At 40.3% G+C, this 22,536-nt stretch carries 15 protein-coding genes and 1 pseudogene; 3 read left to right on the forward strand and 13 right to left on the reverse strand.

Annotated elements, in window-relative coordinates; translation table 11 throughout:
* Positions 1-8 precede the first annotated feature (8 nt).
* From icmH to L7A31_RS05435, 11 genes and pseudogenes are all read right to left on the reverse strand, one after another.
* Entirely contained in the window at positions 9-779 is a 771-nt protein-coding gene (gene icmH / locus L7A31_RS05385; protein WP_237360756.1) for a type IVB secretion system protein IcmH/DotU, read from the reverse strand.
* A 26-nt stretch (positions 780-805) separates the two neighbouring features.
* Positions 806-2,126: pseudogene (gene tssK, locus L7A31_RS05390) on the reverse strand (type VI secretion system baseplate subunit TssK).
* A 2-nt stretch (positions 2,127-2,128) separates the two neighbouring features.
* On the reverse strand, positions 2,129-2,635 hold the full coding sequence (gene tssJ, locus L7A31_RS05395; RefSeq protein ID WP_237360757.1) for a type VI secretion system lipoprotein TssJ: 507 nt from the start codon (positions 2,633-2,635) through the stop codon (positions 2,129-2,131).
* A 7-nt stretch (positions 2,636-2,642) separates the two neighbouring features.
* A complete protein-coding gene (tagH, locus tag L7A31_RS05400) occupies positions 2,643-4,037 on the reverse strand; it encodes a type VI secretion system-associated FHA domain protein TagH (RefSeq protein WP_237360473.1) in 1,395 nt (464 codons plus the stop codon).
* Between the two features lie 11 nt (positions 4,038-4,048).
* Positions 4,049-5,113, reverse strand: coding sequence for a type VI secretion system baseplate subunit TssG (tssG, locus tag L7A31_RS05405; protein WP_435532876.1), 1,065 nt, complete (start codon positions 5,111-5,113; stop codon positions 4,049-4,051).
* Positions 5,077-6,843, reverse strand: a complete 1,767-nt coding sequence (gene tssF / locus L7A31_RS05410; RefSeq protein WP_237360474.1) for a type VI secretion system baseplate subunit TssF — start codon at positions 6,841-6,843, stop codon at positions 5,077-5,079. The genes tssG and tssF overlap by 37 nt, the downstream gene beginning before the upstream one ends.
* 1 nt (position 6,844) lies before the next feature.
* Positions 6,845-7,282 carry a type VI secretion system baseplate subunit TssE gene (gene tssE / locus L7A31_RS05415; protein ID WP_237360475.1) on the reverse strand — a complete coding sequence of 146 codons (438 nt, stop codon included), beginning with the start codon at positions 7,280-7,282 and terminating at the stop codon, positions 6,845-6,847.
* A 2-nt stretch (positions 7,283-7,284) separates the two neighbouring features.
* Positions 7,285-8,766 carry a type VI secretion system contractile sheath large subunit gene (gene tssC, locus L7A31_RS05420; protein WP_237360476.1) on the reverse strand — a complete coding sequence of 494 codons (1,482 nt, stop codon included), beginning with the start codon at positions 8,764-8,766 and terminating at the stop codon, positions 7,285-7,287.
* A 39-nt stretch (positions 8,767-8,805) separates the two neighbouring features.
* A complete protein-coding gene (gene tssB, locus L7A31_RS05425) occupies positions 8,806-9,300 on the reverse strand; it encodes a type VI secretion system contractile sheath small subunit (RefSeq protein WP_237360477.1) in 495 nt (164 codons plus the stop codon).
* A 912-nt stretch (positions 9,301-10,212) separates the two neighbouring features.
* Positions 10,213-10,905, reverse strand: coding sequence for a TSCPD domain-containing protein (locus tag L7A31_RS05430; RefSeq protein WP_237360478.1), 693 nt, complete (start codon positions 10,903-10,905; stop codon positions 10,213-10,215).
* Positions 10,906-10,923: 18 nt separating this feature from the next.
* Positions 10,924-13,068, reverse strand: coding sequence for an adenosylcobalamin-dependent ribonucleoside-diphosphate reductase (locus L7A31_RS05435; protein ID WP_237360479.1), 2,145 nt, complete (start codon positions 13,066-13,068; stop codon positions 10,924-10,926).
* Positions 13,069-13,483: 415 nt separating this feature from the next.
* On the opposite strand from L7A31_RS05435, the gene L7A31_RS05440 reads away from it, so the two are divergent.
* The 3 genes from L7A31_RS05440 to L7A31_RS05450 all read left to right on the forward strand — a co-directional run bounded on the left by L7A31_RS05440 (position 13,484) and on the right by L7A31_RS05450 (position 16,923).
* On the forward strand, positions 13,484-14,764 hold the full coding sequence (locus tag L7A31_RS05440) for a diguanylate cyclase (protein WP_237360480.1): 1,281 nt from the start codon (positions 13,484-13,486) through the stop codon (positions 14,762-14,764).
* A 235-nt stretch (positions 14,765-14,999) separates the two neighbouring features.
* Positions 15,000-16,010 carry a sialidase family protein gene (locus tag L7A31_RS05445; protein WP_237360481.1) on the forward strand — a complete coding sequence of 337 codons (1,011 nt, stop codon included), beginning with the start codon at positions 15,000-15,002 and terminating at the stop codon, positions 16,008-16,010.
* A gap of 169 nt (positions 16,011-16,179) precedes the next feature.
* The gene (locus L7A31_RS05450; RefSeq protein ID WP_237360482.1) at positions 16,180-16,923 is read left to right on the forward strand and encodes a TerC family protein; all 744 of its coding nucleotides are present in this window, start codon (positions 16,180-16,182) and stop codon (positions 16,921-16,923) included.
* Between the two features lie 387 nt (positions 16,924-17,310).
* On the opposite strand, the gene L7A31_RS05455 is transcribed toward L7A31_RS05450, so the two are convergent.
* On the reverse strand, positions 17,311-19,200 hold the full coding sequence (locus tag L7A31_RS05455; RefSeq protein ID WP_237360483.1) for a DUF262 domain-containing protein: 1,890 nt from the start codon (positions 19,198-19,200) through the stop codon (positions 17,311-17,313).
* 354 nt (positions 19,201-19,554) lie between these two features.
* The gene (locus L7A31_RS05460; protein WP_237360484.1) at positions 19,555-22,497 is read right to left on the reverse strand and encodes an NACHT domain-containing protein; all 2,943 of its coding nucleotides are present in this window, start codon (positions 22,495-22,497) and stop codon (positions 19,555-19,557) included.
* Positions 22,498-22,536 lie beyond the last annotated feature (39 nt).

Genomic DNA, 22,536 nt, shown 5'->3' on the forward strand with positions numbered 1-22,536 from the left:
TTACCCATTTAAAGTAGCTGGTTGAGCTGTTGCAAAACATCGGCGGACTTGCTGTGCAGTGCAACAAAGAAACAAGAAAAAACAATCGCTAACGTGACGGCAAAACCCGAAAATACGGTGAAAGGCGAGAGTTGCTTTGACATGCGATGAGGCGTCTTTGAAACATTGGCATAAGGATCACTCAGCGCTTCTGGTTCAAACTCATTCACCTTTTGTAAGGTGTCGTGTAACCCAGCCAATACATTTTCAAATTCCTCACGACCATTGGTCATGACCTTATATCTACCCTCAAAACCTAAGTTCATGCACAAGTAGATAAACGCTAATAGATCTTTGAATTTATTAGGCTCCGACTCTAGGCGAGACAAAATTGAATAGACTTTTTCTCCCCCCCAAGTCTCGTTGTGAAAACGTGTCAACAGCGAGCACTCAGCCCACATACTATTCGCGCCCCAAGAAGTGCTCATTACTGCCTCATCAATAAACGAGCACAAAATGTATCGATAGGCCAATATCTCTGCTCTTTGATGACGAGCCTCTGTCAGCTCTATTTCAATCGCTTTTATCTCTTCTACCGCTTGGTAGTAAAGATCGGCCACATTCTCGCACTCACCAAGTTGGCGAATTCTAAGCGTCGCACCCAGTAGTGGTGTCGCGGCATCAATAAATATGTTGATGTTGTTACCACGAAGCTGAAACCAATAGTCTTGGTCTTTGTTGATATTTTCAACGTTATCAAACAGTAATGAGTCATATTGGGCGAGTTGTCCACCCGTCATGTTTTCAACTAAATTGGTCATGGTTATTAACTCCTAATCGCCCAGAATTGCAGGTCAAGATCAGGGAAGTCCCCGGCGATATGGAATGCAAAACCACTGGCATTCGCCACCATTTGCCAAGCTTGACTTGATTTGTCTAATTGAAAATAAATGTACCCTGCGTGGTAAGGCAGCTGGCGCGGAGCAACAGGCAATGCAGTCAACGGAATTCCCGGTAGTTGCAACGAAATCAAATCGCGAATTTTTTCGACCGAAGCAATTTTAGTTTGTTGGACAAACAGTTTACGCAATTCATCAAGAGGGATACGGGCGCGAACGGCTAAAATAAACTCTCCGTCTTGAAGCAGCTGTGTATCCTGAATTGGTGCTACCGTTAGGCCATATTTGCGCTTATGAAGTTGGATCGCGAGCGCTTTTGCCTCCAATACAATGCTTAGAGATTGACGCAAGGCGTTCATTACCGGAATAAAGCAGTGGTGAGGGTAATCGTGATCGTAGATTGCAAAATCTTGGGCAACCCGGCTTTCATCAGTAAACGTTGCTAATTCACCACAGATAGAGACCAGTTCACTGTATAGATCCTCGGGGTGCAGTCCCCTTAGGTTCGCCATATGCTTTAAACGCGGCTGAGTTTTGTTCAGTGTTTGCAGCAACATCAGCAACACCACTTTGGTTCGGTGAATCGATACGTTGTGCAATACTGCGGGCGCGCTCTCCCATTAAACCGGCCACTTCTCCAATAAACCGATGTAAGTGCGGCACAGCAACAGTATTAAGATGACAAGGGATAAAATTTTCGTCCAATACAACACTGCCGTCCGGGCGCTTTTCCAAAATACGAGCAATCGCGACATAGGCGTAGGCACTGCGATCTTCTTTTTCCAGCATTAGCTTAAGCTGCGCTGGACTTACATCAATCATGCAGCTATCACCCTGCTTAGAGTGAACATCCTTCGCTTCATACCGAATGGCTTTGTAGCGATTTATTACTTCAGAATCCCCCCAATTCACCTCAATGATGGAATCGCTGTTGAGCGGAATAGCGAGATAGACAATTTGATTCACCAAAGAGCTATCGACAATATCCAGCGGTTCTGGCAATACGTCATTTTGTGGAATATTAAACACTGAGCCATCTGGCATTACACCTTTCGCTCTTTCTATGGCTATTCGGCCAAAGCTTAAGTATTCCAAGTTAAGTGACAGCTCTGTGGTGCCATAGAGGAAATGACCAGCAGATTTCACCCGCTCGTCGATGACATGTTCAAGGTAACGTTGTTGTTGTTGGAAGTGTTGAGGTTTAATGAATAAACCTTCACTCCACACAATACGATTTCGGGCAGTCATAACTATTGAACCCTCTCTAATTTGACGTTGTTGTTATTGAGGTAAACCAATATGTGATAGTCATTACCGTATGTTTTAACCTTGACCACTTTTTTCCACTCGCTGTGTTCTGGATCGGAATAAAAAGCCATCACACCGATGTAACGTGTTGCGCTATTTAGTGTTAACGCTTCAACAAACTTAAAATGCCCCGGCAACATGACGTAGTCATAGTCTTTGACGAAATTGCTTTTCAGTGCTTTTTTGTAGTTGTTTGTCAGCTGGTCATAAGATGCAGACATGAACATTGAGTCGTCTTGCAGTTCGAACACTCTTAGCTCTACTGGAGACGCCTGTCCTTGACTGTTCTGATTGATATCACCAGTTGTCACCATGCTTAACGTAAAAGTGCTGGATGGTAGGTTTTCTGGGTTAGGCTGTGGCTGAGGTTCGTCAGAACCAAATATCGAGCTACAGCCCAACATAGACAACGTACTAATCAACAGTATCGAGCGCAGGATATATTTCATTTTCACGTTAGCTTTCCTGCTTCTGTCTTAAATCAGTGTCATACGCTTGCTCAAAAATTTCCCAGAACAGTTTCTCGAACCCATTTTGGCGATTAGACGTCAGTTCTTGATAGTAGTTTTGGTACATGTTCCAAGCCCAAGCTTCCGGAGATTCGTTACCCGCGTTCCCAGAACGACGGTATCTGTTAAAGCGACGCATCAAGGTTTCCGGAGAGAACGCATCAAGGATTTGGGCCAACGCTGTAGAGATTGCGCTTTGAACGGCTTCATCATGCTGAACGACTTGCTGTAAGCTTTCTTCAATGGCTTCTGGTGCTGAAAGGTGTACAGGACTAGGCTCAGCATCAAACAGCATTTTGACGGTTTCTTCGTAGTTCATACCTAAACGAAGCGGATTATCTTCAATGGGTTGTAAGCTTTTATTCATCACGCCGTATCGGCTCATCGAACCGTGCTGGTGCAAGTTGAGCAAACCTTTGATCGCCGACTTTAGCGATGCACCCATTTCTTCAGATAGACAATGCATTTCATTCATATCAGCCGAATTAGCGGTGTCTGCTCCTAGTCCTCGAAGCAGTGGCCCTGTCACCATATGGCTGTTGTTTGACACACCTGGTTTCTCTGCTGTTTCGGAGTAGTGACTCTTCATTTCTTGTTCAAGTAAGTCGAGTGTATTGTCCATGGAATTGCCTGTACTGCGGTCGGTTGATGCTTGTGTTGCGTAGCTTTGTGAAGATTGAGCCTGACGTGAGATCGGACTCATCGTCATGGCAGACGAGGAATTGAACTGAGTATCAGCCTCTATAGTGTTCGTTCGTCTCATAGTGGATTGAAGAGTATGATTCTGATAGTTATCTACCAAACATTGATCACTGTTAGCCATTTGATCAGGTGACGTGTTCGTACCGCTTAGAGTTGGCTGTTCTTCACGGATAGCATTCAGTGCTGAAATAGGATCATCGATATCAGCATCTTCAGCTTTGGCTGAAAACGACAATGCTTTGTCATCGAAATCAAATTCATCATCTTCAATAAAAACATTTTCGATGCCCGACATTGCTTCTTTCGCCTCATCAACCATAGATACTCGGATCTCAAATGGTCCAATGTTTATCGTATCGTTCTCATTCAATTTGGCTCGCTTATTCCAGCCAATTGGAAAAGAAGCATGGTTAACAAATGTATTGTTGCTGGTATCTGTAATGCAGTAGTGGTTATCGACAATAGATATATGGCAATGTGTACCTTGAATCTGTCCATGCTGATCTTTTATGTACCAGTAACTAGAAGGATCAGATCCGATAGTTCCACCTTTTGTATCAAAGGTTTTATTAACTGCATTACCCGGGAGTAATCTTTGGGTATTTGTGATTGTTAGTTTTAGTGTACCTAGACCAATCATATTGACTTCCTTTACAGATTCACCTGAATCTGAACTTTGCGTTTACCTTTGGGCTCACCTAAAAAAGTGGACCAACCGAGGGAGACATGAGAATCGCCGATTGATCGTTGAGTCGAGGCTTCTTCTTTGAGCTCGAGTTCAAGGTCAAATGCCAATTGCTCACGCAAGACAAATTCAACCAATTTACAAAAGGGTTCATACTCTTTCCCTGATGGTAAAAAGTCGTTAAAACGTTGGTAAGATAAGTTCTTTATTTCAACGACAAATTTGCCCATGCAGTCTTGTACTTGAGAGCCTAAAGTGACGTTTTCTCCGATTTCGCAGTTTTTAACGCCAAGCTGAAACCTTTGCTCTGGTGCTACCCTCACGCTTCGGGGCTCCCACTGTCGAATAGACACTTGTTCTAAATCGAAATAGTGAGCTATAACACCTGCTACAACCTGCGGAGAGCGACTTCGGCCAGCCAATATCCCTGCATAGGAAAGCATCTTGCTTTTATTCAGTGAACTTTTGGCTAGCAAATCTTGATCGGCCATGCCGACCAAAGAAAAGACTTGAGCCGAAAAGCTATCCGTTGCATCAGGTTGATAACGTACGTAGTAGCGATATTTGCGCCAAAGCTTATGCACTAGCGATAACAACCGATTGTTGAAGAAATCGAGAAATGAACGCCTTAGGCCTAATTCACTTTCCGATGCTATCTGTTCAAGCAAAAAACCAGGCAATGGCGACTGAGCACCATTTAGGCCTAGAAACGTTGTTTCTAGCTTGCAGCGCCCAGTTTCATCCACATGTAACTGGGAAATATCACTTGGTGCAAAGCCAAGGCTTGGATTCGCACTGAAAATCAATCGGCATTGTGCTTGCCATTCATCACTTTCTGTATCGTCTTCAACTAAACGGTGTAATAACTCAACCAGCTGGTAAAAATCGTATTTCCTAATATCGGCTTGCAGATGTTGAGATGCCTCTAACATGGTATTCTGAGCAATAAGCTTGTTTGGGCTTTCAACTAACGCTATTGACTCACTAAGTTCTGCTAGATCAAGGGCTGCTGACCCGTCTGGATTCCCCATGAGTATCTTTCCTGATTTTCGCTATTTATCACCACTAACTCATGGAATGAATTTATGCTTGCGTATAAAGCAAAAAATCGACTGAGTACTGTGCCAAATAAATACAGATCACCTTCCGAACCAAATGCTTTCGGATCCAATACCAATGTCGACTCTAACCCTCTAACTGGCAGCCCTTTTATTAGACGCTCTTTCGGTTTTGAATCGATACTCACAATGCCATCAAAGCGGTTCTTGGCGATTCGCTCAGCCTGTTTGTCCACCAGCGCTCTAAAGTCGTACGCCCGCAAAACAAAGCACAATGCACTTTTAGAAAGCAATGAAAGGTAATTGAGTGATAGGTTGGAAATTAGTGTCCAAAGCAACGATCCATCTAAACTAGGTCGTAGTGGCTGTGTCGGTACCGTTATATTGGAAAACTCTGCAAATGTCGGCGAGCTATCGGTCGCCTTACAAATATCACCGACACCAAGCTCTACTGGTAGCTGTCGATTCGTACAAGTCGCTTGTATGGAAACAGCTTCACTTAAACCAATGCTCGTATCTTCATCATCTCGGATAAACGAAATAAAGTGGTCAAAACCATCTCCTCGAGCACTGTCTTTTACTCGCGTTCGGTAATAAAGGGCTTGTTGGCCTTGTTGACGAGCCATGTCATGTTGAAAGCTTTCAAACGCGGTATAAACTCGTTTTTCACCACGAATTCTTCCAGCATGGGCTTCTTTCCAACCTTGCACTTTGTCGATACTAAACACTTCATAGTTTTTAGGTTTGCTGCTGGATGGCACAATTCTGTATTCAGAGCGTTTACCTGTTAAATCTATAGGCTCTACACCATGGGAAAACAGGTTCACTACTGGCGTACAAAATAGAGAAAAGCTCTCTGGTCGCACTCTCACGTCACTTGGTATCGTTTTTTCAAACACAAACCGCAAGGTAAAATCTCTTCCCATTTCTGGAGAAATATGACGACTTAAGTCGTCTATTCCACAAAATAAAAATGCTTGGGGAAACGTGAGGTACTCTTGCAAAATCCGATAGCCTTCATGGACATTCTTCGGGTACGGCATGATCGCATCACCACTTTCAAAACCAGAGATCTGAAAGTGCTTTGCTGGAATCGCAACTGCCTTATCACCACTGATCAGGTCAATACGAGCTAAATAATGGTTAAGCCATAGATATAACATTTGTGCACTGTGGGTATCGCCACCCAAATAGAACTGCAAATCTCGCAAATCAATACTCGCAAGATCTTGCTCGCCCAAAACTTGCAGCTGCACATCAATAATGCTCGATTCTCGACTGTGGCTTGTCTGCACTCCGACTTGTTCGATTGGATAAATATTGAATCCGCGACAAGTTCTGAAGTGGCAAGTCGTATCCATAACTTTGACGCTGTCAACAGCGCAGTTCGCTTCAATTCTCTGCCTTGAGCTCAGCACGTTCGTTGTTGGATAAAATTGAACAATACTCAGACTCGGTACTGGCCGAAGGTAGTTCGGCCAAAGCATGTTAATAATCGAATGCGTAAGCTCTGGGAAATCATCTTCCACTTTCTGTCGCAACCGAGAAGTAAGAAACGCGAACCCTTCTAGCAGTCTTTCGACATCAGGGTCTGTTGTTCTACTTTTTAGAAAGCGCGACAATTGCGGATGCACTTCGGTAAAAGCGGCACCTTGTTCTTTTAAAAAGGCCAGCTCTTCACGAAAATAAGTCTCTTGTGACACATCAAATTACTCGGTATTTACGGCTATTGTCTAACAACAAATCTATCTTTACAGAATTGTGTATTGCTTTAGCATTGACGCTAGCAGTAATTTGAAAACGCAGATTGAGTGGACTCTCATCATCTGGCGTATATTGAATGTCTATGTTGTTCAACCTAGGCTCATAGCGCTCTAAACACTGTTGAATCGCGAGTTTTATTTGTAGCGCAAGGTCGTGGCAGCCCAACGTCGCATCGTTGAAGTCAATCAGGCCAAGATCTGGGGCACTGAGTGACTCTCCAATGCGAGTATTTAGCAGCTGTGAAATATTGCGCTTTATTGACTCTACGACACGTTGTGGTTCAGGCCCTTTGATAATAGATCGAGACGCACTGTCAGCCTCGAGCGACTCGAATAGGCTGACACCATAGACACTCTCCTCTAATTCTATATAAGCCATGCTTAATCTGAGCTAGATTGATCGAGACGACCAACCAGAGATAACTCAAAGTTTGCACCCATATATTTAAAGTGAGGACGAACTGACATTGCCACTTGATACCAACCCGGATCGCCTTCTACATCAAGCACTTCAATACTTGCTGCACGAAGTGGTCGTAGGCTACGCACATCCGCTGGTGGGTTTTCTTGATCGGCAACGAACTGTTTGATCCAAGCATTGAGTTCACGTTGCAGATCTTGGCGCTCTTTCCAAGAGCCGATTTGCTCGCGTTGCAGCACTTTAATGTAGTGAGCTAAGCGATTGATAATCATCATGTAAGGAAGCTGTGTTCCCAATTTAAAATTGGTCTCCGCTTCGCGGCCTTCTTTTGTGTTGGGGAAAATTTTTGGCGCTTGAACTGAGTTTGCAGAGAAAAATGCAGCATTGTCACTGCCCTTACGCATAGTTAGGGCAATAAACCCTTCTTCTGCTAACTCGAATTCCTTGCGATCTGTAATCAGTACTTCTGTTGGGATTTTCGCTTGCAGCTCACCCATTGATTCATACAAGTGAACGGGGAGATCTTCAACGGTACCACCACTTTGAGGCCCAATAATATTTGGACACCAACGATATTTAGCAAAACTATCCGTTAAGCGAGAAGCAAGTGCGAATGCGGTGTTACCCCACAAATAATGCTCGTGAGACTCGGTGACATCTTCACGGTAATTAAATGTTTTAATAGGGTTTTCCATTGGATCGTAAGGTGTACGCAATAGAAAGCGAGGGGCGGTTAGACCAAGGTAGCGTGAGTCATCGGATTCACGAAGCTGACGCCATTTAATATAGCGAGGGCTTTCGAAAATGGATTTCATGTCCTTGATATTTGGTAACTGCTCAAAAGACTCAATACCAAAAAACTCGGGAGCAACACCAGAGATAAAAGGGGCGTGAGACATCGCTCCTACTGCACTTGCGTATTGAAGTAGCTTCATGTCAGGGCTTGAAGGAGTAAACGCATAATTGGCGATGATGGCGCCAATTGGTTCTCCACCAAACTGACCATATCCAGCTGAATAGACATGCTTGTACAAACCTGACTGAGATGTTTCAGTAGCAAACTCAAAGTCATCTAACAACTCTTCTTTGGTGACGTGAAGTAGCTCTACTTTGTTGTTTTCTTTGAAGTCAGTACGGTCGATCAGCATTTTTACGCCACGCCAAGAAGATTCCATTTCTTGCACTTCTTTGCTGTGAAGAATCTCATCCATTTGAGCACTGATCTTATTATCTAATTCAACTAACATTTGATCGACTAGAGAGCGATCTACTTGCTCAATACCCGATTGATTACCAAGTAAATTTTCGATAAATGCAGTTACGCCTTTTTTGGCAATATCATATCCTTCATCACTAGGTTGCATCCTAGTGTTTGCCATAATTTCATCAAGTAAACTTACGTTACCTTCAATTGTGTTGTTTTCTGCCTGTTGCACAGCCATATATCAATTCCTGAAAATGAAAATTAAATAAAAATCTTATTATTTATCAGACTCTTCACTTAGCTTTAATTCACTAAGTAATTGATTTCTTGATTCCTCAGAGTCCATTAATTCCTGAAGCTTAGAGCGGAATGCTGGTATATTTCCAAGGGGTCCTTTGAGTGCCATTAGAGCTTCTCTGAGCTCAATAAGTTTATTTAATTCAGGAACTTGCTTAGCTATCGAATCAGGTGAGAAATCATTTATAGATTTGATTGATATATCGACAGGCAAATCAGAACCGTCATTTGAAAGCCTATTTTTAACCGATGTTTTAATGGCTAAATCGCTTTCTTTCATGACAGATTCAAAGTTATTTTTGTCAATAGAGACAACCTTACGATCTTCTAATGGAGTTTCTTCACTACCACCTTTAAAGTCACCAATGAGTAACGTTTTTAGGGGTAACTCTATTTCAGATTGAACATCGCCGGTGCGCGGAACGTACTTTATATTAATACGTTCTTTTGGCGCCACACTGCCTTCTTTTGCCATTGTATCTCTCCGCTTTGACTTATTGTTCGTATATACAAAATCGCTTATATCAGCCATTGAACCGATATATGCATATAAAAAGTGAACGTGATTGGACCCGCTTGTTGCGTAGTCACTTTAAAACTAGACAGGAACGGAAAGTTACCTTTCCCTAGCCATGATGTTATTTTTATTATTTTCAATACTGATATTTTTATCAGTTTATTTTTTCTAATAATAATATATCAAAGAAAAGAAATTTCAATACTTACTATATACTCAACAATTATGGTTATAACCAAACTTAGATAGTTAAAAAAAGAAATTTATCAAAGTAAATATATTTCACATGAGGTTAGCTTCGCTAATTTTTTAAACCCCAGCCTCACTATTGATAGAAGTGAAAATAACAAAACTGAATAAACATTCATAAGTTAAAATACTTAAAACATTATTTTTCATATATTTATGATAGATCATTACTGTCAAACAGCTTGAGTTCCACATATTTTCCATTGAATCTTCTAGCAATGTTCAATCTTGGTACTCTTGATATAATGCTTAAATAGCACTCTGCGTACAAGAAACAACCTAAATAACTACATTATCATTTAGATTATTATTTGTTCGGATTGTTGCAAATATGAGATACTAATTTTCTCAATTAAATCTAATTGACAAACCTTGAGCTTTGATTTGGCAAAAAATTAATCAATTGGTGGTGACTTTGTACAGCACAATCCAATTTCCTATATCTATATTGCTAACAGTAATATGCTGATATTTTAGACGAGTTCATTCTCTGAGCTCGTCCTTCTATTTCTGATGGTTTTGTCCAAGGGCTACTGATAGTTTGCACAAACAAATAAAGTAGTTACCTTAGTTTTATAAGCCCAGCAGCCAAAGTTTTCGCTGAGAATGCCTTTCAACCCACTAACCGCACTTCGAATCGCCACAGTTTAAACAAGTCATACAGCCATCTTTTTGTACTAACGATCGAGACAGGCACTTTTTGCACAAAGCCGCGTTAACTGGAAAGTGATCGTCGGCGCTATCGGCGTCATTTAATTGGGGAGCGGATTCACTCGCTGTGCTTTTCTCCTCAACCTGACCGTTTCCAAGTTCACTTTCTTGTTGCAACAAACCAATATGTTTTAGGTGCTGCTCAATAATATTGCCGATTTCAGCAATTAACGAAGGAACATACTTTCCTTTGTTCCAATACCCTCCTTGCGGATCGAAGACAGAGTGAAGCTCTTCTACTAAAAAAGTGATGTCCCCTCCTTTACGAAACACCGCAGACATAATTCGTGTGAGTGCAACGATCCATTGATAATGTTCGACACTCTTGGAATTGATGAATATCTCGAATGGACGTCGAATTTCATGAGGTGTGCCTTCATTGAGCACAATATCGTTGATAGTAATGAATAGTGAGTGTTCGGAAATATGATCGGGTGTTTTTAACTTGTAGGTAGTGCCCGCTAAGTGCTCGGGACGTTGCACTGTTTCGTGCATTTGAACAACCTTACGTTCCAAGTGTTCGTCTGGTTGCTTTGGCTGAACAGCTTCTTTACTGTCTTTTATGCAGTATGAGGTTATTTTGCTTTCTATTTTACGAACCATAATTTGAGTCATCCATTGTTAGAATTTGCCGTAATAGCCTTCTTTAAGTGCATCGTATAAATTGGCGGCAGAATGAATTTCACCGTCATACTCGATCTCTTCATTTCCTTTCGCTTCGAATGTCGTCCCGTCCTCCAAGACGAACTGATAGGTCGTGTTTGCGAGATCTTGCTCTTTAACTAACACCCCTTGGAATGCTTCAGGGTTAAAGCGGAAGGTAGTGCACCCCTTAAGCCCATTTTCATACGCATACATATAAATATCTTTAAAGTCTTCGTACGGAAAATCCGTGGGAATGTTTGCGGTTTTAGAAATGGAAGAATCAATCCATCTCTGCGCGGCAGCTTGGATATCGATATGTTGTTGTGGAGTCACGTCGTCTGCAGATATGAAGTAATCCGGTAATCCATTCTCCCCTTCAGAATTTGAATGTGCATCTTGATTGACTAGAGCGCGATACGCCAACAACTCATAGGAATAGACATCAATATTAGCTTTGCTTTTTTTGCCCTCTATCACCACATTGCGCGTGTAATGATGAGCAAAGCTAGGCTCTACTCCATTGCTCGCATTGTTGGCAATAGAAAGAGCAATAGTACCTGTTGGTGCAATAGAAGAATGGTGAGTAAATCGACAACCATATTTTGCCATTTGATTAACGAGTTCCGGATCTTCTATCGCCAATTGCTGCATGTATCGGCTATAGCGAGCATGAAGCACTTTACCTTGCACTTTATCACCCACTTTAATTCCGTTATCAGCCATCTCTGGTCGAAGGCACATTAGCTCTTTAGTGATTTCAAAGGATTGTTCCAGCACGGGTGCTGAGCCTTTTTCTTTCGCTAACTGAACCCCAGCTTTCCAACCAGCCAATGCCAGTTCTTTAGACACCTGCTCGGTAAACGCGACTGATGCGGGGCTGCCATAGCGCATTCCCATCATGGTTATTGATGAGCCTAAACCCAGAAAGCCCATACCATGGCGGCGCTTGTTCTCTAATTCATCTCGCTGTTGCTGAAGTGGCAGCCGGTTAATTTCTATGACATTGTCTAACATGCGAGTGAAAATCGATGCGACATTGCGAAACCTATCCCAATCGAAACTCGCGGCATCGGAAAACGGTTTTTTAATAAACGTGGTAAGGTTAATCGAGCCTAACAGACAGGCTCCATATGGAGGAAGGGGCTGCTCTCCACATGGGTTCGTGGCACGAATATGTTCACAGAACCAGTTATTGTTCATCTCATTCACTCTATCGATAAGAATAAAGCCGGGCTCTGCGTAATCGTAGGTAGATGTCATGATGACATTCCAAAGTTTGCGTGCCGAAAGAGTTTTATATACGCGACACGCAACTAAACCAGCCTCATTGCATGTATACCCTTCCTTCATTGGCCACTCTGCCCACACGATCTTTTCCGAGCTTTGTAGATCAATTTGGTCCAGCTCGATTTCCTTTTCGGAATAAGGAAAGATAAGCTGCCAAGGTTTGTCGTTTTTTACTGCTTGAACAAAATCTTCCGTAATTAGCAATGACAGGTTGAATTGACGTAGGCGTCCGTTCTCTCTTTTCGCCCGAATAAACTCGATAACATCAGGGTGCCTAACATCCATCGTGCCCATTTGAGCGCCTCGCCGACCTCCTGCCGAAGATACTGTGAAGCACATTTTGTCATAGATATCCATAAACGACAGTGGGCCAGAAGTGTGAGCGCCGGCTCCTGCGACAAACGCACCGCGAGGACGAAGAGTGGTGAAATCGTAACCGATACCACAGCCAGCTTTCAGCGTCAGCCCCGCTTCATGAACCTTATTTAAAATATCATCCATTGAATCTGTGATACTGCCTGATACTGTGCAATTGATGGTTGAGGTTGCTGGTTTATGTTCAAATGCACCTGCATTCGAAAGAATCCTTCCCGCAGGGATCGCCCCGTTGCGAAGCGCCCAAAGAAACTTTTGATACCATTTTTCGCTGTCTTTTTCGCACTGCGCAAGCACCTTAGCTACGCGCTTGTAAGTATCTTCAATTGAACGATCAATGGGGGCGCCATCTTTGGTTTTTAGGCGATATTTGCTGTCCCAGATCTCGATAGATGTATCTTGTATTGGGACAACTTGACTCTCTCTGCGCTTATCTACTTCTAGGTTTAGTTTTTCCATTTTCATCCTACCTATATTTATAGATGTGTTCACAGTGCCCACGAACGCATCCAAGAACACATAAGCACCATATATAGAAATATTAAATACAGTTAAGCACTATATGTAGTGTTTTATCAAGTTGCTAAATCACTATTTATTGACTTTCATTGAGCGTATTTTCACCCAATTTGTTACTCAAGAGAGCCTGTGCAATCATCCACGGCAAAACTAGAGAGCCTCACGAAAAGCTAAAATTGTGACTACACTCGAGTGCCTTTTTCAGGATGTTTTCAGCTTAAAGCCATCGATTGAATGGAAGAGTCGGAAAAATCAAAACTGCTCCCCATACGGGAATGAACTCATTGGCGAAATTGAAATATTGCGAACATAATTCCAAGTAGAGGATGACAAAGGATTGCAGGGACTTTCAGGTATGAACCCAGATAACATTGATTTGACCAAACTGATAAAGTCTCTGAAAGAAGGCGTTGTCGTACACGATGTATCGACGAAAATTCTATACGCTAACCCGAGCGCGCTAGACATACTGCGCTTAACTGAAGAGCAAGTTTTAGGAAAAAGTGCACTCGATCCTGAGTGGCGATTCATTGACAGCAACTATAAGCTTCTGTCTCACCAAGATTACCCAGTTAACCGCGTACTCGCGAAACAAAAAGAGATAGAAAACCTAGAAATTGGTATATGTGACAGTACATCCGACAGCGTCACTTGGGTTTTGTGTAACGCTTTTCCTCAGTTTAACTCGCAAGGAAATATTGAACAGATTGTTGTTAGCTTTTTAGACATCACCAGCCAAAAAACCAAAATTTCCTTTGAAGACATCGTTGCACACGCAAATGACGTGATAGTGGTAACCGAAGCCAGCCCAATTGAATCAGACGGCCCGAAAATTGTTTACGTAAACAATGCTTTTTGTGACTTAACTGGGTATACAGCAAGTGAGGTTATCGGAAAAACGCCCAGAATACTTCAAGGGCCAGACACTAGCTGTGAAGTTAAAAAACGAGTTCGTAAGGCCTTAAGTGAGAAAACAACCACTCGAGAACGAATCTTAAACTATACCAAATCTGGCGTACCTTACTGGTTAGATATGAATATATTTCCACTGATGGATGAATGGGGTGAAGTCTCTTATTTTGCAGCTGTGGAGCGCGATGCCACTTTGCAGGTTGAAAAGGAACAAAAACTTAAAGTAATCGCAAACAAGGACTCACTAACGGGATTATATAATCGTCGTGGGTTTTATGAACTGGCATACAAAAAAATCATAAGCCAAGCAAAGGAAAATCAGATGGCACTGGCCATCCTTGATATAGATTTTTTCAAGAAAATTAATGACTCATTTGGGCATGAATGTGGCGACACTGCTCTCGTTGAGCTGGTTGGGAAGCTAAATGAGGAGTTTGGGGAGCCTAACTTACTGTGTCGCTTTGGCGGTGAAGAGTTTTTAATCTTGCTGACAGAAACCGACTTAGAAGCCGCGAAGGTGAAGCTTGAATCATTTCGAAAAGGTGTAGCCTCCTCACCTTTAAATTTAAGTTCTGACGTATCAACAACAATGACGGTAAGCCTAGGTTTAGCTCAAGTAAAATCCGGTTCCCGTGCAATAGAAACCGCGATTAAAAATGCGGACAAAGCACTCTATGAAGCAAAAAGAACAGGGAGAAATAAAGTGTGTATCGCTAAATCGTAACAGGTTGAGATACGATAACGGCACAATGCGCCGGGCGCTAGTCCTTTTCTGTTTCGGTCCAAACACTCATGGGAATTCTTATAACCTCATGATTAGAATCACTTTGATACCCACAATCGACACTTTTTGCTTTGTATTTCGCAGCAATTCAAATATTAAACATTCCAATATTGCACTGGGTTGCAGCAGAGCAGTATCCTTTTGTTTATATTGTATTTTTTGGGTTGATGAATTTATGACTTTACGAATTAGAGAGCTCAAAGCAAACCAGAAAATAATGTTAAAGCCAATCACTATCATGGCATTTGCATTTCTTCTATCTGGTTGCCCTAAAAATGATCCCCAAGACTATAACGCCTTGTACGCTGTCGGTGGGCCAGAAAACACAACACTTTATGATGTTGGTTATACCATCGTTTCATCTTCTGATGGTGTTAGCTGGGATAGAGTGTTTAGTAATAAGTATGCAAACACGCTTTACGCGATAAGTTATGGTGGAAATCGATATTTGGCTGTTGGTGATGATGTCTATTCAATGACGTCCACAAATGGCAAAAATTGGTCGTCTCTTGCTGGGCCAAGCGGTGGAAGTGCTCGCGATATAATCTACGCTCATGATAAGTTCATTGTCATAGGAGAAACAGGTATGTTAGCCATACTATCTCCTGATAGCACAGATTGGTTATACCCAAATACCGGTGCATCTGCCTACAACTTGAACGGTATCACTCATGCAAAAGATAAACTAGTTGTAGTGGGAGGAGAGAAGTTAACCACAGGCATGATAATGACATCGTCAGATGGTGGTAACACTTGGTCCCTGCCCGAACTTATCGCAGGAAAACGCTATTTAAACGATATCACTTATGGAAGAGATTTATTTGTAGCGGTAGGCCACAAAACCATTCTTATCTCTGACAACGCAGAGCCTGACAGCTGGACAACCATTGATTTCTCTCATTTCAGTCTAGCACCCAACTTTCATGCAGTTACTTACGCAAATAACGTATTTGTTGCCGTTGGCAGCCAAGGACTTATATTCACCTCTTCAGATGGCAAAACTTGGCAAGAGCAAGCTTTAGTTACCACGGTAGACTTAAGGGGAGTCACTTACTCATCAGATCAATTTGTTGTTACTGGTGATGACGGGACAATATTGACCTCTCCTGACGGAAATAATTGGTCGAGCCAAGAATCCAATGTTTCTGTCCAACTTACACACGCATTTGCGATTAATGGTAGTTAGTAGCCAATAGCTCTTACGTTTTATTACAAATTCTGCTATTGCGAATCAATCAATTGGGTGATTTACTGAACTTCCTTAAGTAACAGAGGTAACAAACTTAAATGGACGACCCCGACCCCTATAGTCGATTGAAAACTTATCCCGCTTCTTCACCCGAGGAGGCAATCAGATGCTAGATCTTTTCATGCAACCCGACACTTGGGTTATATTTGCTACTCTTTTCGCCTTGGAAATTGTACTTGGCATTGATAATGTCGTGTTTATATCCGTACTGTGTGAACGCTTACCCCATCATCAAAGGCGCTTGGCCCGTAACTTAGGTATATCACTGGCAGTCGCAACGCGTATCCTATTAGTCTTTTCCATCTCTTGGGTGATGTCTTTGACACAACCAGTATTGGAAGTGATGTCAACGAGTTTTACTGGCCGTGACTTAATCATGATTGCTGGCGGTGCGTTCTTGATACTAAAAAGTCTCAAGGAGTTGTGGTCTTGGCTCGTGCATGTTGAAACTTCACAGTCTACGCATGTTCGCACTGGGCTCACAGTGGTATTGCTGCAGATAGTGGCTGTCGATGCGGTGTTTTCTATGGACTCAGTGATTACTGCGATTGGATTGACAAGTGATGTACCTATCATGGTTGCCGCTATTTTGGCCTCAGCAGTGGTTATGGTGCTGACAGCGCAAAAAATCAATGAATTAGTCAGTCTATATCCGGGGTTCAAAACGCTGGCGCTGCTTTTCTTAGTACTTCTAGGAGGGTTGCTGATGGCTGAAGGTTTCGCAATTCATGTCAACAAAGGTTACGTTTATTTTGCCATGGCGTTTGGCTTGATACTTGAGCTATGCCATATCCGCCTTCGGAAAAAATTAGCACTAAATATATCGGCTGATACGTCGAAGGTATCCTAACTAACTATCTATTTAGTAAAACTCGCTCTTGGCGACAAAAGGTTTTCAAAGAGCGAGTTTTCCTTTCAGATAAGTACCCCAGTGGAGGTTCTAGGCGACCAAGACTTATTCGCAATTGTTGAGTATATTCATCAATCATTTAGGTGTTATAAGTTTTGCCCGGTTTTGCTAGAGACAAAAAAAGAGCCGTCAAAAACGGCTCTTAAATATTCGATTTTTCTGTTGAAACAACCAGGTTATATATTTATAGCGCTGACTATACTAGACTACTTATACCTATGATTTAAAAAATAATTATCATAGTATTCATTTAGTAGATACTTTACAGGCGAGACTAGTATCACATTCAGCACGACTTCAAAGCTAACTAGAATCTAGCCCTATTCATTACCCTACAACTACTTCTTCAACTACTTCTTCATCAGGATCACCCTCAGCCATTGGACTAACTAGAGCATCCGTCATATAAACCCGACTCATAAGCTGCCGTTTTAAAGCTTCTCTGCGTTGATAATAAAACGCTCTAAAGTCTTCAAATTCTAGGCTAGTTGCCTCATCCAGTAATAAACTATCCCTATTAACTGATACACCACTAGCCCCTACCCAGTCTATAAGAGGTTTTGCGCCTTTAGACATGTTCTGTGAATCATTAAGGAGGTGCAGGTTTGCAATACTGTTCCAATGGGCTGAATTTGAGTAAAACGAATATAAATCTTCATCGTCTTTTAAAAATTCAGCTACCCTAAGCTGCTTGTTCTCAAATGCAGATTTAGGATGAAGATGGTCGATATGAAATGTCTCTGTAGGATTCATTTCTGGGAACAAAAGGTGCAATAGTACTCGACAGCGCCCTTCACTATGCTGTATATCAAGCAGGTTTTCGATATACTCAGCGTCAAAACGCAAGTCTTTATTAGAGCCTTTATATTTTTCAATAATCTGCTCCAAAGGAAAAATAGGTTTATCAATATTGTCCTTCAACACCTCTCTCATTCCTGAAAGAATGATGTCCGCTTGACCACCAAATATTCCTTTTAGTAAAACCATATAAAGCCACTGACTAATTAGTTGACGTTGCTCCTGAACCTTAGATAAGTTGTTGATGATGTGGAAAAGAGGCTTGCCCTCTACCTGCTTGGTATATAGATAGTAGCAAATAGGAATAATTGCATTTTTAGATGTTAAAGACTGTGGGTTAATTCCAGATCTGCGCACAACCTTAAAAGTAGCTTTAACACACAGTTTAATTGCTTCCCATTGAGCCTGAATAGCTTCAACCTGCTCAGATTTAAAGTTCTTGACCTTAAACTTTACATCAGACCCTGTAAGCATCAGACAAGTTTTAAGTATCCAATCGCGGCCTAAGTAGAACCCCATATCCGCACTCTGATGGATTTCTTTAATAAGAGTGTCAATTTCTTTGCGAAAATCACCATCCCAGTTGGCAACCGCTATCGACATAAGTAAATCAGAAAAGTCTAACTTAGTACCACCGCTATTAGTCCTGATAAACACATCCAAAACATGATCAATCTTCTGACTTGTTTCATTAAAGTAATGGATGATTTTCTGACACCGGATCACATCGTAAAGTTGAGACAAAGCATCCTCTGCAAACTCATTATCTTGCAGTCCATGCTGTTCTAAGTAGGGTTTTACTATATCTCGCCATACTTTGTTCGCTCCATCGACCTGCGGTAGTAACATTACCTGATGTAAACAATACCAATGATGTTTATCCTCTTTGCTCATTTTTGAAGCTGCAAACTGCTTTTCAGTTAAAAACTTAAAGTTGTAGTGCATCAATGAATCTTCCTCTTCGGATTGAAGCGGATTCAATAAGTCTAGATAAAGTTTACGAGGTGGTAACACAGTTTCATCTTGTGCACTAGGCCACCAAACTCTGGGCTGCTTATAGGCGTAGGTGCCACACAAACCAATGTAGATTGATGTTAATCTTTGCTGTCCGTCAATTACAGCTTTAAAGTCTTTAAAACAAGCATCAGTCGATAAGTGAGGGTTCTCTTCGTAAAAGCGCTGGCAATAGCTATCAATAAAACTGTAGAACTTATAATGATTCTTGATCTGATTTTCTTTGACTTCCCACATCATAAAGCTGTTGATCGGGTAACCGCGCATAATAGAATCAAACAACACGCAAATCTGATGACTACTCCAAACAAACTTACGCTGAATAGCAGGTAATAGAAAATCACTACTTCGGATACTTTCTATTGCCTGACGAATGCTAATCGCTTTTTCGTAGTCGCCTGCCATACTTATTCCTCATAATAAAATCTGCAATCATTATCAATACTTTTCTAGACCATACATAGTTATGACTAACATCACCATTTTTATGGATCAATTACCCTAAGTGCAAATCCGTAACCAACTTAGCTCAACCATAACCACCATATTCTAGGAAGAAAAATAATTAAAATCTGCAGTGAATGGGAATTTCATGTGAATCAGAAAAAGAGCAATTACATAAGGCCGAGAAAAATATTAGGCAAACTGTCAGAAAATGACCAAATATAACCATACTCAAATTGCAGTTCCCAAAGTCGATTTTCTCTACGAGGGCCTAAAATGTGCTGTCAGTCTAGGTCTAAAAGTAAATGTATATTATCAATCTAACATTCTTATAATTCTTTCAAGCTCATAACTTGTACCATTTTGGTCCAACACGCTAATTACATCCATATAGTCATCATTCACCTTATATTGTTTTATAGAAGGCTTCTTAGGGTTTACATATGGTGTGATAATTTTGTTCTTTTTTAAAGTTTTTAAAATATTCGAATTAGAGTGTTTTTCTATCCTCTCAACCTTTTGTTCCTTGAAAGTGCCTCCTGTATCAAAAAGTTTAAATATTTTCTTAATATCATCAAGCTTATTCATATTTTTCTGATCTTGATTTTCATTGCTACTCTTAATTAATTCATATATTCCAGAAGTATCACACTTGAGAAATAGATTTTTATGAAGGTGAGGAATACTAACATTTTTTCTCGGTTCCAAATGTTTAAATGTACCATTATGAAACGATGTATTTCCATCAAGTTTGCACTCCCAAAAGAAAGGATAATTTTCCATCCAAACATTTGTTATAGTCATACCCCGAAAATCAAAGATTAGTTTATCACTATCTTTTCCAAACAAGTTAAGTATGGATAAATAGTCCAAGTTCTGACCAAAAATATCAATAAGAATTTGTGTATTAGTAGAAACACTTGATCTTCCAGTACTATGCTGATGACAAGATAACAAAATGCAGATAAGACTTGATATCACCCGCCTAGTCAGAATTTCTTCCTTCTCCTTTAACTGTTCAATACTAATTTCAATCAACTCAATAATAAATATTTCCAACTCTTCATTGAAGATTACCCTACTTGAAACTCGCTTAGTAAATCTAGTATTATACTTAACATATTCAGATATAGATCTAATTATGTTTCTATCAAAGAGAGACTTTTCTCCTCTTGACAAAAAGTAACATATATACAAATTAGCAAAGAATTCTTTAAAAAAGTCATATTTAAAAGAAACCACTCTCGAATGATGGTCAAAGTTTATTAGAGTATGACCTTTAAACAACTCAACAATATCAGTGACATCTTTGACATCTACGTGATCCAACAACTTATTAAAGTTTGACTCATGTATATTACCATTGTGAAAAGTAGATAACTTCATAAATAGAAGCAATTGAGAATCAACATCTATATTCCTTAACTTTTGGATTTCTCGATTGCAAATACGCCCAATAAAGTAATCATCGGTAAGATCAGTTTTTAATATTTCAGTTTCTATATCATTCCTATTTACAGAACCAAAATCTCTATTTTGCCTAACCATATCAGAAATCAAATCTAATGTATAAGGTATATAAACGAAGTTAGGAGATTCAATAGCATCCGTATTAAACTTAAACTCATCCGCATACTCCATACATCTCCTAAACTCTGGAGAATTGTTGTCATATTCTTGCTGGAAAAATTTTTTCGTTAATGACTCAGTAAAAGGACTAAGCTCAACCTTACAAATGCTATGATTTTCATCCGTGTTCAAATCCCAAAAGTAGTCTCTACACGTCAGAATTATTTTTGTCTTTTCATTCCCAATTAAATAGCTATCAAAAATATTATCTATGAAAGAACTTACGTCAAATTTACCACTTAATTTGGCAATAACCTCATCTATACCATCTACAACAATTAAAACATTGCCGTTATCTATAGAAAGCTCTAAGAGCTCTTGGTTAAATCTATTTTCAAATTGATTTACCTTAGCATGAGCACTATAAAAATAGAATAGGTCATCAATTACTCCTTGAGTAGATATTTCATCAATTATTCTTTTTGAATCAATGAACACTACTCTATACCCATCTTCTAGTGAATTATTATATAAATAAACTTGATCAAGAAAGTACTTAACCAATGTGGTTTTTCCCACACCACCATACCCTTTCACAACCATAAGTGGCTTAGAATTCATGGAAAGCCATTCATTAAGAAGAACAAGTGCATTTTTGTTTATACTTCCAACTACACTCGGCTCAATAAAGTTTTTTATTTGCCTTTGCTTCTTAAATTGACCATCATGAAAAGAGTCTTCATTAAGTAAGTCATTATATAGATGCTCTCTCGCAAAACCACTCAGAGTCAATACACTCTTCGCAGAAAATTTTAATTTGACACCTTCCTTGTCTATACTACTATCGTCATCAATTAGAATATATTTAATAGAGGTATCTGATATATGTCCATTAGATATGAGAAACTCTCTAGTTCTTATTTGGTTCGAATTTTTAAACAGGTAAATTATATCTAATCCGCTGGAGAATTCTGATGACAAATTATATACTTCGAATAATATTTTATCTTTCCATTTTTTTTCAGAAGACCGTCCAATCTCTTTAAAGGAGGCATTTTTCTTAAGAAAAAGTTCTATAGTTTTTTCTACATTCTTACTTATATTTAAATCTTTCTTAATTTCAGGTATAAGTTTTTTTCGAGACTCATCTATAGACTTAATGAGCTTTGGGCAAGCATTCGCCACTTGTGGCTCACCATCACATAATTTAATTTCTCTAATAAAGACATTACCTTTTTTCTCAGTTCTTCTCTTGTCTTGAAGGTCCTTTTTAAGAACTAGTAGACTAGTTGCGGGAAATATTAAAAAGCATATTATCCGCCTACCATTAAACTTCTCTTCGCTAACCTTAAAGCAATTCTTTACATTGCTTCCATCTTCGAACTCGAAGTAAGAAAAAAGCTTTTCATCAATTTTGTCCTTAAATGTTTCGATACTATCAAAGCCTAGTTTATTAATGTTGACATCAATAAACCTTTCTAGCTTATCCTTGGATTCATCAACCCCAATGATCAAATATTTATTATCCTCAACATGCTCAGGAGTACAGTTAACCAAAGCTACAAAATCTTTAAGAAACTCTCCCCAGCACCTAATATCCTGTGATTTTCCATTCCAATACCATTCAGATTTAAATTCTAGGTACACTTCTTCTTTTTGTTCACTTAAGTTACTAATCAAAGCTCTCATGATTCATTCGTCCTTCAGCATAATCGCTTTAAGATATCT

The organism is Vibrio marisflavi CECT 7928 (assembly GCF_921294215.1).
In the GTDB taxonomy this organism is placed as follows: Bacteria; Pseudomonadota; Gammaproteobacteria; order Enterobacterales; family Vibrionaceae; genus Vibrio; species Vibrio marisflavi.